The 12,876-nt window shown below is 31.8% G+C and carries 12 protein-coding genes; 3 read left to right on the top strand and 9 right to left on the bottom strand.

The window, feature by feature from the left end; genetic code table 11:
- Positions 1 to 16: 16 nt before the first annotated feature.
- The 9 genes from murG to J3359_RS15185 form a co-directional block, all read right to left on the bottom strand.
- Positions 17 to 1,114, bottom strand: a complete 1,098-nt coding sequence (murG, locus tag J3359_RS15225) for an undecaprenyldiphospho-muramoylpentapeptide beta-N-acetylglucosaminyltransferase (protein WP_208077828.1) — start codon at positions 1,112 to 1,114, stop codon at positions 17 to 19.
- Complete coding sequence (locus J3359_RS15220; RefSeq protein ID WP_208077827.1) at positions 1,098 to 2,282, bottom strand: FtsW/RodA/SpoVE family cell cycle protein; 1,185 nt, start codon at positions 2,280 to 2,282, stop codon at positions 1,098 to 1,100. The genes murG and J3359_RS15220 overlap by 17 nt, the downstream gene beginning before the upstream one ends.
- Before the next feature lie 144 nt (positions 2,283 to 2,426).
- The gene (gene murD / locus J3359_RS15215; RefSeq protein WP_243765935.1) at positions 2,427 to 3,812 is read right to left on the bottom strand and encodes a UDP-N-acetylmuramoyl-L-alanine--D-glutamate ligase; all 1,386 of its coding nucleotides are present in this window, start codon (positions 3,810 to 3,812) and stop codon (positions 2,427 to 2,429) included.
- A 188-nt stretch (positions 3,813 to 4,000) separates the two neighbouring features.
- Positions 4,001 to 5,227 carry a phospho-N-acetylmuramoyl-pentapeptide-transferase gene (gene mraY / locus J3359_RS15210; protein WP_208077825.1) on the bottom strand — a complete coding sequence of 409 codons (1,227 nt, stop codon included), beginning with the start codon at positions 5,225 to 5,227 and terminating at the stop codon, positions 4,001 to 4,003.
- A 1-nt stretch (position 5,228) separates the two neighbouring features.
- Positions 5,229 to 6,695 (bottom strand): UDP-N-acetylmuramoyl-L-alanyl-D-glutamate--2,6-diaminopimelate ligase, encoded by a 1,467-nt coding sequence (locus tag J3359_RS15205; RefSeq protein WP_208080500.1) that lies wholly within the window; start codon positions 6,693 to 6,695, stop codon positions 5,229 to 5,231.
- A gap of 1 nt (position 6,696) precedes the next feature.
- Positions 6,697 to 8,658 (bottom strand): penicillin-binding protein, encoded by a 1,962-nt coding sequence (locus J3359_RS15200; protein WP_208080499.1) that lies wholly within the window; start codon positions 8,656 to 8,658, stop codon positions 6,697 to 6,699.
- Positions 8,659 to 8,717: 59 nt separating this feature from the next.
- On the bottom strand, positions 8,718 to 9,044 hold the full coding sequence (locus J3359_RS15195) for an FtsL-like putative cell division protein (RefSeq protein WP_208077824.1): 327 nt from the start codon (positions 9,042 to 9,044) through the stop codon (positions 8,718 to 8,720).
- Between the two features lie 12 nt (positions 9,045 to 9,056).
- The gene (gene rsmH / locus J3359_RS15190; RefSeq protein ID WP_208077822.1) at positions 9,057 to 9,962 is read right to left on the bottom strand and encodes a 16S rRNA (cytosine(1402)-N(4))-methyltransferase RsmH; all 906 of its coding nucleotides are present in this window, start codon (positions 9,960 to 9,962) and stop codon (positions 9,057 to 9,059) included.
- A complete protein-coding gene (locus J3359_RS15185) occupies positions 9,949 to 10,416 on the bottom strand; it encodes a division/cell wall cluster transcriptional repressor MraZ (RefSeq protein WP_208077821.1) in 468 nt (155 codons plus the stop codon). The genes rsmH and J3359_RS15185 overlap by 14 nt, the downstream gene beginning before the upstream one ends.
- 210 nt (positions 10,417 to 10,626) lie before the next feature.
- On the opposite strand from J3359_RS15185, the gene J3359_RS15180 reads away from it, so the two are divergent.
- Genes J3359_RS15180 through J3359_RS15170 form a run of 3 tightly spaced genes read left to right on the top strand, consistent with a single transcriptional unit; the run spans position 10,627 to position 12,779 of the window.
- Positions 10,627 to 11,391, top strand: a complete 765-nt coding sequence (locus J3359_RS15180) for an alpha/beta fold hydrolase (RefSeq protein ID WP_208080498.1) — start codon at positions 10,627 to 10,629, stop codon at positions 11,389 to 11,391.
- 59 nt (positions 11,392 to 11,450) lie between these two features.
- The gene (gene yihA, locus J3359_RS15175) at positions 11,451 to 12,062 is read left to right on the top strand and encodes a ribosome biogenesis GTP-binding protein YihA/YsxC (protein WP_208077819.1); all 612 of its coding nucleotides are present in this window, start codon (positions 11,451 to 11,453) and stop codon (positions 12,060 to 12,062) included.
- Positions 12,063 to 12,089: 27 nt separating this feature from the next.
- Positions 12,090 to 12,779 carry an RluA family pseudouridine synthase gene (locus J3359_RS15170; RefSeq protein ID WP_208077818.1) on the top strand — a complete coding sequence of 230 codons (690 nt, stop codon included), beginning with the start codon at positions 12,090 to 12,092 and terminating at the stop codon, positions 12,777 to 12,779.
- Positions 12,780 to 12,876: the final 97 nt, after the last annotated feature.

Genomic DNA, 12,876 nt, shown 5'->3' with positions numbered 1-12,876 from the left:
CTTCCCTTTGGGAAGACTAAAGATGGGATACTAATTTTTCTACCTCGTCTACAATATCTTTTGTGGCACTGGGTAATGCCAATTCATTTATATTTTCTGATAAACTTTGTTGTTTACCAATGTCTTTTAACAAGCTTTCGAAAACCACAGAAAATGTATTTAATTCACTTTCTTTTACCATTAAAGCTGCATGCCTATCTACAATAAACTTTGCATTTTTTGTTTGATGATCTTCTGCCACATTTGGCGATGGCACAAAAATTACTGGCTTGCCAACAATACATAATTCTGAAACCGAACTTGCACCTGCTCTGGAAACTATAAAATCTGCAGTTGCATAAGCTAAATCCATCTTGTTTAAAAACGAATGCACTTGCACATTTTTATGGTCGTTGTATTTTTTATATTCATCGAAATACAGTTTTCCACATTGCCAAATGACTTCAATATTTTGCTTTTCAAAAAAAACTAAATTATTTTCTACTAATTGATTTATTTTACGCGCCCCCAAACTTCCTCCTAAAACCAATAATGTTTTTTTACTTTTATCCAATTGATAAAAATCGGTTGCTACTTGTAATTTAGAATGAATCGTTAATAAATCTTGCCTTACTGGATTTCCTGTTTTTATAATTTTATTTCCTGGAAAAAAGCGCTCTAAATTATCATACGCAACACATATTTTCTGCACTCTTTTTCCTAATAATCGGTTTGTAATTCCTGGAAAAGAATTTTGTTCTTGTATTAACGTTGGTATTTTTCTTCTGTTTGCCATAATTAAAGTTGGTCCACTTGCAAAACCACCAGTTCCTATTGCAACATCTGGTTTAAATCTTCTAATAATTCTTCTTGCTTTCCATAAACTATTAACGAGTTTAAAAGGAAAACTTGCATTTTTTCTGGTGATTTTTCGCTGAATTCCAGAAATCCATAAGCCTTCTATTTTATATCCTGCTTGCGGAACTTTTTCCATTTCCATTTTATCTTTTGCGCCTACAAACAAAATATTTGCATTTGGATAACGCAATTTTATCTCATTTGCAATCGCAATTGCAGGATAAATATGCCCTCCTGTACCACCTCCAGAAATTAATATATTAATCGATTGTTTCATGCAAAATATCTAAAGGGTTATCGTCTAAAATATCTTCTTCTGTTTCTTCTTTGGAAGCGCTTACACTTAAAATCATTCCTAAGGCAAAACACGTCATCCAAATAGAAGTTCCTCCACTACTAATTAGTGGCAATGTTTGTCCTGTAACTGGAAATAAATTCGTGGCAACTGCCATATTAATTGCTGCTTGAAAAACAATAGGGCAGCCAACACCAATAACTAATAATGTTCCAAAAATTGTTGTCGTCTTTTTTAAAACTACAAAAATCCTAAAGAGTAATAAAAAATAAACTGCGACCAACAAAATGGCTCCAACCAAACCATATTCTTCTACAATAATTGCATAAATAAAATCGGATGAAGATTGTGGTAAAAAGTTTTTCTGAACACTTTTACCTGGTCCAACACCTATTGCACCTCCAGTTGCTATTGCTATTTTAGCTTTTTCGACTTGATAAGCATCTTTACCTCCTTGTTCTGAAAAATTTTCGATTCTATTTTGCCAAGTTTGCACTCTATTTGGCATTGCATCTGGAAATGCTTTCGCTATTAAAACAAAAAATGCCAATGCTAAAATTCCTGCTCCAACAATAATTCCTATATATTTTAGTGGATAACCTCCAATAAATGCAACTACCAGTATCATAAAAAAGATAATTGCTGTTGTAGAAAAGTTGGCTGGCAATATTAAAATTAGCAATAGACTTACTGGCAACCATAATTGCAATAAGCTTTCTTTAAGTTTTATTTTTTTTTCTTTGTTTTTAGCCAAATACCTTGCTACATATACCATTAAAACCAACCCTGCTAAAGTGGATGTTTGGAAACCAATACCTCCAATACGAATCCACCTACTGGCATTTGCACCTTCAATTGTGGTTCCTTGAGATAACGTAAAAATTAGCAATACAAATACAACTGGCAACATTAACACAGAACCTCCAGAAAAATATCGATAAGGAATTTTATGAACTCCATAAATAATTAAAAAACCGAAAATTAATAAAGCCGCATGTTTTGCTAAATGGCCCAAAGTAGACCCATTACCAACTACATATACCAAGTTTGTACTTGCGCTATACACAGGCATAAATGAGAATATTGCCAAAGCAGCAACAATTGCCCAAATGGTTTTATCTCCTTTTATATGTTGAAAAATGGTTTTCATAATCCTCTCTTAATCTCTCCAAAGGAGAGAAACACTCTTGTGTTTATCTGTATGTTTTATTTTTATCTTTTTTTTAATTTACCTCAAACTCACTAACCTCTTCCCTTTGGGAATCCCGAAATTTTGGGAGGAATGAGTTTCTTTTTACAAACTCCTAACAGCCTTTTTAAATTGGCGACCTCTATCTTCATAATTCTCAAACAAATCGAAACTTGCACAAGCTGGAGATAATAAAACTGCATCTCCTTTTTCTGACAATTTATAAGCCACCTTAACTGCTTCTTCTGCACCAGCTGTTTCCACAACAATATCAACCACATTGCCAAACGTCGCTAATATTTTTTCATTATCTAAGCCTAAACACACTATTGCCTTTACTTTTTCTCTTACCAATGGTAATAAATCGCTATAATCGTTTCCTTTATCTACACCTCCAACAATCCAAACTGTTTGCTTATCCATACATTCTAGAGCATAAAAAGTTGCATTGATATTTGTTGCTTTAGAATCGTTTATATATTCTACTCCATAGACTTTTGCAACGTTTTCTAAACGATGTTCTGCCCCCTCAAAGTCCTCTAAGCTTTCCTTAATAGTTTGCTTTCTTACTTTTAATAATTGTGCAGCCATAGCTGCAGCCATAGCGTTTTTTGTATTGTGTTTTCCTTTTAGTATTAAAGCTGATGTTGGCATATTAATTTTATCTTTGTTAAGGTTGATAATTATATTCTTATTTTTTATAAATGCTCCATATTCTAACTCTTTTTCGAGTGAAAACGGAACTAATTTTGCTTCTGTTTTATTTTTTGACAACCAACTATTTATTACTTCGTCATCTGCATCGTAAATTAAATAATCGGTTGCTTTTTGATTTTTTGTTATTCTAAATTTTGACTCGATATATTTATTAAAATCATACTCATACCTATCTAAATGATCTGGTGTAATGTTTGTAATTATGGCAATATGTGGACGAAATTTCTCAATTCCATCTAACTGAAAACTACTTAATTCTAACACATAATTTTCATACGATTTTTCTGCCACTTGTTGCGCAAAACTATCTCCAATATTTCCTGCTACTCCAACATTTAAACCTCCATTTTTTAATATATGATGTGTTAACAATGTTGTTGTTGTTTTTCCATTTGAGCCTGTAATTCCAACGATTGTAGCATCTGTAAATTCAGCTACAAATTCAATTTCTGAAATTACTGGAATTGATTTTTCTTTCAACTTTAAAATCAACTCCACTTTGTCTGGAATTCCAGGACTCTTCATAACCACATCTGCATTTAAAATTTTACTTTCTGTATGATTTTTTTCTTCAAAATCTATTTTATGACGTAAAAGAACTTCTTTATATTTTTTTGATATTTCACCTTTATCAGATACAAAAACATCAAATCCTTTTTGCTTCCCTAAGATTGCGGTTCCAACGCCACTTTCTCCTCCACCAAGAATTACTAAAACCCCTCTTTCTCCCAAAGGATAGAACTTTTTTGGTTTATGTGGTTCTTTACTTTTCAATTCTTTCTTTGTAATTTTTTTTTCTTTCTACTTTTTAATCTTATTCTTTTTACTTGTCCAGCATATTCTCCTTGCTCAACCCAGAAAGGGTTTCAAACCCTTTCTGGGTTACTACTTCACCCAATCCACTTCCACAATTAAATTAACACAACAATATCTCTTCCCTTTGGGAAGATTAAGAGGGAATTTTACCTCAATTTTAAAGTAACTATTGTTAGTGCTGCCAACATAATTCCTACAATCCAAAATCGTACTACAATTTTACTTTCGTGATAACTTAATTTTTGATAATGATGATGTAATGGCGACATTCTAAAAATTCTTCTTCCTTCTCCAAATTTCTTTCGAGTGTATTTAAACCACGAAACTTGTAGGATTACTGATAAGTTTTCAACCACAAAAATTCCTGCTAAAATTGGAAGCAATAATTCTTTTCGAATAGAAATTGCAATTACAGCTATAATTCCTCCAATGGTTAAACTTCCTGTATCTCCCATAAAAACTTGTGCTGGATAGGTATTATACCACAGAAAACCAATTAATGCTCCTGCAAAAGCAAGGATAAAAACCGTCATTTCTCCAGAATTCGGAATGTACATAACATCTAAATAATCCGCGAAAACAATGTTTCCAGAAACCCAAGCAAAAACCGCCAATGTAACGACCATAATTGCGGATGAACCTGCTGCCAAACCATCAATTCCGTCTGTTAGATTTGCTCCATTTGAAATTCCTGTTACAATAAAAACGACGATAAATATGAAAACAATCCACCCATATTTTTCGTAATCTTCTCCTAAAAAACTCAATGCTTTTGAATATTCTAATTCGTTATTTTTGAAAAAAGGAACGGTTGTTTTTGTGGATTTATGTGCTTCTCCAAATACTTTTTTCTTTCCATTTTCTTGGACAGTTTGCTGTTTTACTGGTAATTGCTCTTTAATAACAACATCATCATTAAAATAAAGCATCGAACCCACTATAACTCCTAAACCAACCTGTCCTAAAATCTTGAACTTACCACTTAAACCTCCTTTGTCTTTTTTGAATACTTTAATATAATCATCTAAAAAACCGATTAAACCCATCCAAACTGTAGTAATTAGCAGAATTATTACATAGACATTATCTAATTTCGCCAATAAAAGCGCTGGAATTAAAGTGGCAAAAATAATAATTAACCCACCCATTGTTGGTGTTCCTGCTTTTTGAACCTGCCCTTCTAAACCCAAGTCTCTAATCGATTCTCCAACTTGTTGTTTGCTTAAATAGTTGATAATTCTTTTTCCATAAATTGCACTAATTAATAGTGACAATAGGAAAGCTGCTGTTGCCCTAAATGTGATAAACTGAAACAAACTTGCTCCAGGAAAATTAAATTGACTTTCTAAATATTCGAATAAATTATACAGCATTCTATTTCCTTTTTAGTTGATTGAAACATTTTTCTATTTCCTCTAAATCATCAAAATGAGTTCGAATACCATTTATTTCTTGATAATTTTCATGTCCTTTTCCTGCAATCAAAATAATATCTCCTGTTTCAGAAAATTTACAAGCTGTTTTTATTGCTTGTTTTCTATCTAAAACCGTAATTGTTTTTTTGTAGTTTTCTGGAGAAACTCCAGCTTCCATTTCATCTAAAATCGTTTGTGGGTTTTCCGTTCTTGGATTATCCGAAGTAAAAATTACCTGATTACTTAACTGCGAAGCAATGTGAGCCATTTTAGGTCTTTTCGTTTTATCTCTATCTCCTCCACAACCCACAACTGTATACAGTTTTTCGTTTCCTGTTCTAATATCGTTAATGGTTTCTAACACATTTTTTAAAGCATCTGGAGTATGTGCATAATCTACAATTGCAGTAATTCCGTCTTCTGAAACAATGTATTGGAAACGTCCGCTTACGCTTTCTAACTTACTAATAATGGTTAAAACTTCTAATTTTTCTAATCCTAATAATGCTGCAGTTGCAATAATTGCTGTTAAATTGTAAATATTAAAAACACCTATTAACTTTGTCCAGACTTCTGTATTATCCACAGAAATTAAAGTTCCAGAAAGTTGCTTTTCTAAAACCTTTGTTTTAAAATCTGCCAACGTTTTTAAAGCATAGGTTACTTTTTTTGCGTTGGTGTTTTGTAACATAAAATCACCATTTTTATCATCGATATTTGTTATTGCAAATGCCGATTTTGGTAAAGCATCGAAAAATGACTTTTTTACGTCTCTATACTCTGCAAAAGTTTCGTGATAATCTAAATGATCGTGAGAGAGGTTTGTGAAAATTCCTCCTGAAAAAGTTAAGCCAGCTGTTCTTTTTTGATGAATTCCATGAGAACTCACTTCCATAAAACAGAATTCTACTCCAGCATCAATCATTTGATCTAAATAACTGTTTATGGTCACAGAATCTGGTGTGGTGTGTGTTGCCTTAAATTCAGCTTCATCTACCAAAATTTTCACTGTAGAAAGTAAACCAGCTTTGTAACCTGCTTTTTTAAATAATTGATATAAAAGTGAAGCTACAGTTGTTTTTCCGTTTGTTCCTGTAATTCCAATTAATTGGATGTTTTCTGAAGGATTATTATAAAAGTTAGAAGCCATAATTGCCAAAGCTTCATTTGCATCTGCAACTTGAATGTAGGTGATGCCTTCTTTTTTATCAGCAGGAAAATCTTCACAAATAATTGCAATTGCACCTAAAGAAATCGCTTTTTCAATAAACAAATGTCCATCTACAGAAACTCCTTTTTGCGCTATAAAAACGTCATTTACTTCAACTTTTCTTGAATCGAAAATAAGACTTTTTATCGCAATATTTGTATCACCAAATACTTGATTTATAGAAACTTTATATAATATGTCTTTTAAATTTTTCAGACTATGATAATTTTAAACGGATTGTTTTTCCTTTTTCTAATTTCTCTCCTTTTCTTAAAGATTGAGATTCTACTTTTCCAACGCCAGATATCTTCACTTTTAATCCCATATTTTCTAAAAGTGAAACTGCATCCATTCCAGGCATTCCTTTTACATTAGGAACTTCTGTATAATTTTTATTTAATTTTGTATTGTATGTTGCAAATTCTTTGTCAATTTCTACAAACTGAACTTTATCATTTACAGATTGATTGTCGATTGGTGTGGTTGTAAAAATTTTCTGTGCAATTTCTTTGAATACAGGACCAGCAACTGTTGCACCATAATATCCTTTTTTCTTTTTTGGATCGTGTATTACCACAATACAAGAATATTTAGGTTTATCTGCTGGAAAAAAGCCCGCAAAAGAAGCTACATAATGCTTGTTTGAATAGCCTGCATTTATTGTTTTTCCATTTTTATCTATATGCTTTGGCAAAAACTTTTTAGCAGTTCCTGTTTTTCCTGCCATTGAAAAATTTGGAGAGTAAATATTTTTTGCAGTTCCTTTAATAACTACATTTTCCATTACTTTTCTAATTTTTTTTAATGTTTCTTTTGATGCTATTTGAGGATTTACAATTTCTGTTTTAAAAACTTTTTCTGTTTTTTCTTGTCTTCTTAATTCTTTAACAAAACGTGGTTTTACCATTACTCCGTTATTCGCAACAGCATTGTAAAACATTAATATTTGCATTGGTGTTACCGAAATTCCATAGCCCCAAGACATCCACTCTAAAGAAATTTTATTCCATCTTTTGTCTGATGGTTTTGGGACCACAGGCATTCCTTCTCCTTTAATTTGAAAACCAATGGGTTTTGTAAAACCATAAGAAGCTATTTTCTTAATAAATTTTTCTGGCTGGCGATCGTAATATTTTTGAATTAATTTTACAATACCAACATTCGATGAAACTTCGAAAACTCTCGCTGCAGAAATTTTTCCATACCCACCTCTGTGAGAATCTTCTACTTTAGAACCATGAATAAAAATCTTCCCTTTTTCTGTATCTACAACTGTAGAGGTATCTATTTTTTTATCGTCTAAAGCCGCCATTAAACTTGCCAACTTAAACGTGGAACCTGGCTCGTGACTTTCCCAAACTGCATAGTTTCTTTTTTCGAAATATTTTCCTTTGGAAGTTCTTCCCAGATTAGAAATCGCTTTAATTTCGCCAGTTGCAGTTTCCATAACTACTGCACAACCATGGTCTGCTTCGTAATTTTCTAACTGAGCCAACAAAGCATGGTGTGTAATATCTTGAATGTTCACATCTAATGTTGTAATTACATCTTGGCCGTCAGTTGGCTCTTTTTCGTTGTAATCGCTAATTGGCTTCCATTGATTTTTCGCAATTTTCTGCACCCATCTTAGTCCATTTTCTCCTTGCATATAATCTGCAAAAGCTCCTTCTATACCTGCTTCTCCTCTAAAATCGTGATATCCAATTGTTCTTTCTGCAATTTTACCAATTGGATGTGCACGCTCTGTTCTTTGCTTTGCTATAAAACCTCCTTTATACACTCCCAATTTAAAAATTGGGAATTGTTTCATTTTTAAATAATCTGTGTAACCAATGTCTCTTGCAATTAAAAAGTAGCGTTTTTTTCTATTTTTAGCACTTCGCAACCTCGATTGATGGTAATTTACAGAATGACCTAACATCTTAGAAAGTTCTTTAGATAAGTCTGCAATATTTTCTTCAAAAACCTTACTATCTACAGTTACCAAATCCATATAAATATTAAATTTAGACATCGAAGTCGCTAGAAGATTTCCATCTGCAGCATACACATTTCCTCTATTTGCATAAATAGTATCTGCTCTACTTGTAAGTTCGGATGCCAGCTTCCTATACTTATCTCCATGCACATATTGTAGATTTACAACACGAAATATAATCGCCAACAATAAAAGCGTCATAAAACTAGCTACCAAGTAGAATTTTGTAAGTATGCTTTTTTTATGAGTTGCCAATTTGTTTATTTTTTATAGATTACTTTTATTTTTTTTGGTGGGGTTTGTGAAGGTTTTAAACCTCTAACTTTCGCTTTTTCTCTGATATTCGATTCCATTTTCATTCTCATTAAAATGGTTCCAACATCTACATGCTCTGCCCTCAACTCTCTTTTTAACTTATTTAGTTTAGAAATTTTGTATACTTTTTTTTCTGCACTATGCCCCATAGAAATCATAATTAACAAGAGCGTAACAACAAAAATGATGATTCGCCAATTTTTAAAAGCAGATTCATCCGTAAGAAAACTGCCTCGTAAAAAATCGTAAATTCCTTTTCTAACTTTAGACATTTTTCTTTAAAATTACTTTTCAACTCTTAAAGTTGCAATTCTTAATTTAGCGCTTCGAGCCCTGTTGTTTGTTTTAATTTCCTGTGAGGTAGGCACTATTAACTTTCCAACTTTCTGTAATGGTTCACTCGTGTTTCCAAAAACATCTTTTTCGAGCTCGCCACTAAACATTCCTGTTCTTATAAATCTTTTTACCAAACGATCTTCTAAAGAATGGTAAGAAATTACACTCAACCTACCATCTTCTTTTAATAAATTTGGTATTTGCTCTAAAAATTCTTTTAAAACATCTAATTCTTCATTTACCTCTATTCTAATCGCCTGAAAAATTTGAGCCAATATTTTATGCTCTTTTGCGTTTGGTAAATAGCGTTTTAAAATTTGCTTTAACTGAAAACTCGTTTCAATTTTTTCTTTCTCTCTTTCCTCTACAATGGTTTTTGCCAAGTTTCTCGAATTTCTCAATTCGCCATACATAAACAGAATATTTGCCAATTTCTCTTCCGAATATGTATTGATAATTTCTTGTGCAGAAACTTTTGATTTCTGATTCATTCTCATATCCAAATCACCATTAAAACGAGTTGAAAACCCTCTTTCTGCTTCATTAAATTGATGAGAAGAAACCCCTAAATCTGCTAAAACTCCATCTACTTTACGAACTCTATGAAACCTTAAAAATCTTGATATGTACCTAAAATTCTCTGGAATTAAAGTAAAACGCGCATCATCAATTACATTTTCTAAAGCATCTGAATCTTGATCGAAACCAAACAACCTTCCTTGCTCTCCTAATCTTTTTAAAATTTCTTTAGAATGACCTCCACCACCAAATGTAACATCTACATACACACCATCTTCTTTGATAGCCAATGCATCTACGCTTTCTTGTAATAAAACTGGATTATGATAATTCATCGAAATCTGTATTTCCCATTACTTCCTCTGCTAAATCTGCGAAATCTACTGCTGCATCGTCAATCGCTTTTTCGTAGTTGTCTTTGTCCCAAATCTCAATAATATTTACTGCAGAAGACAAAACCACTTGTTTTTTTATCGAAGCGAACTCACACAAATCTTTCGGAATTAAAATTCTTCCAGTCGCATCGAATTCCACCATTTTTACGCCAGCTGTAAATCTTCTAATAAAATCGTTGTTCTTTTTTATGAAACGGTTTAGTTTGTTTATTTTTTCCATCATCAAGTTCCATTCTTTTATCGAATACAACTCTAAACATGGTTGAAAAACAGCTCTTTTAATTACAAAACCCTCATTTAAAACTGGTTGCAACTGCTTCTTTAGAGCCGATGAAAACATCACCCTACCTTTTGCATCTGCCTTACATTCATATGTACCAATTAAATGAATCACTTAAAAACTTAGGTTTTAATTAAGAATCAAAAATATACAAAATTTACCACTTTTTACCACTTTTTACCACATTGTTAATAAATATTTTCTTTTTTGAAGAAAAGACGCTATTTTCAGCTTTAAAAAATGAGTTTCAGCGTTTTATAAAAAAGGAAATTATCTAATAAAAAAGAATTACATTTGCGTTTAAGTGAAATGAAAAAAAAATCAATGACGGACCAGTTAAAAACCGAAGGAAAATATACGTATGCAGAAGCTGGAGAGGGACCTGCAATCATTGTTTTACACGGATTAATGGGTGCTTTAAGCAATTTTGGTGCTACTTTTAATCACTTTTCCAACAATGGATATCATGTTTTAATTCCAGAATTACCTTTATATTCTTTACCACTCTTAAAAACAAACGTAAAGAACATGGCTAAATTTTTATACGAATTTATTGAGTACAAAAACCTGAAGAATGTTATTCTCTTAGGAAATTCTTTAGGAGGACATATTGGGTTATACTTTACAAAACATTACCCAGAAAAAGTGGGTGCACTGGTATTAACAGGAAGTTCTGGCTTGTATGAAAAAGCAATGGGAGACAGCTTTCCAAAGAGAGGAAACTACGAATATATCGAAAAAAAAGCCAAAGGTGTTTTTTACGACCCAAAAATTGCAACCAAAGAATTGGTAGACGATGTTTTTAAAATTGTAAACGATAGAAGTGCTGTAATTAGAACTTTGTCGATTGCAAAAAGTGCAATTAGACACAATATGGCTAACGATTTACCAGATATGAAACAACCAACCTGCCTTATTTGGGGAAAACAAGACACAGTTACGCCTCCAGAAGTTGCTACAGATTTCGATAAATTATTACCAAATTCCGATTTATTTTGGATTGATAAATGTGGACACGCAGCAATGATGGAAAGACCAGAAGAATTTAATAAAATTCTAATGGACTGGCTTACTGCAAGAAAATTATAATTCTCCTCAAGAAAAGTTTTCAAAAAAAAAAAAAAAAAAAAAAAAATGAATTTAGTAGGATGAAAATTAAATCTGCAGATTTTGTAATGAGTAACAGCAATGTTACAAAAGCTCCAAAAGACAGAAAACCAGAATACGCTTTTATTGGGCGCTCTAATGTTGGTAAATCTTCTCTTATTAATATGTTAATGGAGCGTAAAGACTTAGCAAAAATCTCTGGAAAACCTGGTAAAACACAATTGATTAATCATTTTTTAATAAATGATGAATGGTTTTTAGTAGATTTACCTGGTTATGGTTACGCACAAGTTTCTAAAAAGAAAAGAGTAATTTTTCAATATTTTATAGAAAACTATTTTAAAGAGCGAGAACAATTGGTTTGCACGTTTGTTTTAATTGATTCTAGACACGACCCGCAAAAAATCGATTTAGAGTTTATGCAGTTTTTGGGAGAAAACCAAATTCCGTTTTGTATCGTTTTTACAAAAGCAGATAAGTTAGGAAGCTCTAAATTAAATAAGCAAATTACTTCCTACAAGAAAAAATTACTTCAATATTGGGAAACATTACCAATGACATTTTTAACCTCATCTTCAACTGCGCTAGGTAGAAAAGAATTCTTAGATTTTATAGATGACGTAAATAAAGATGTTAAAGACAATTTTAAATAATTTCTCGGCGGCTCTTGAAGCAAAAAAATGCAATCAACAAAAAACAATTTACAGGTTCTATTTGAAGACAACCATCTTATAATTGTAAATAAGAAAGCTGGCGATATTACGCAAGGCGACAAAACTGGCGACAAACCTTTAAGTGACGTTGTTAAAGAATATATTAAAGACAAATACAACAAACCTGGCAATGTGTTTTTAGGAACTGTTCATAGGTTAGACAGACCCACTTCTGGAATTATTATTTTCGCAAGAACTTCTAAAGCGCTCGAACGTTTAAATAAAATGTTGCGTGAGAAAACCATTAAAAAAACATATTGGGCTATTGTAAAAAATACACCAAAAAAGGAAAGTGATACGCTAATTAACTTCTTAAAAAAGAATTCTAAAAACAATAAATCGTTTGTTCATAAAAAAGAAACAGAAGGCTGTAAAAAAGCCATTTTACATTACAAAATTATTAAAACATTAGAAAATTATTCTTTGTTGGAAATTGATTTAGAAACAGGAAGACATCACCAAATAAGAACGCAATTGGCACATATTGGCAGCCCTATAAAAGGCGATTTAAAATATGGTTTTGATAGGAGCAACAAAGATGGAAGCATTTCTTTACACGCCAGAAAAATTAATTTTATACACCCAGTAACCAAAGAAGAAATTAATGTTTTAGCACCTACTCCAAATGATGTTATTTGGGTTGCTTGTTCGAGATAGTTCTCTAATTTTTTAAGAAATTTATTTTGTTAAAAAAAAATTATATTTCTAAAAAAAATTAATACTTTTGTGGTAGAATTTTTTTATGAAAAAAACT

Origin of the sequence: Polaribacter cellanae (assembly GCF_017569185.1) — a bacterium.
GTDB lineage: Bacteria > Bacteroidota > Bacteroidia > Flavobacteriales > Flavobacteriaceae > Polaribacter > Polaribacter cellanae.
Note: the sequence above shows the minus strand (reverse complement) of the source record. Positions and strands in the feature narration are given on the sequence as shown.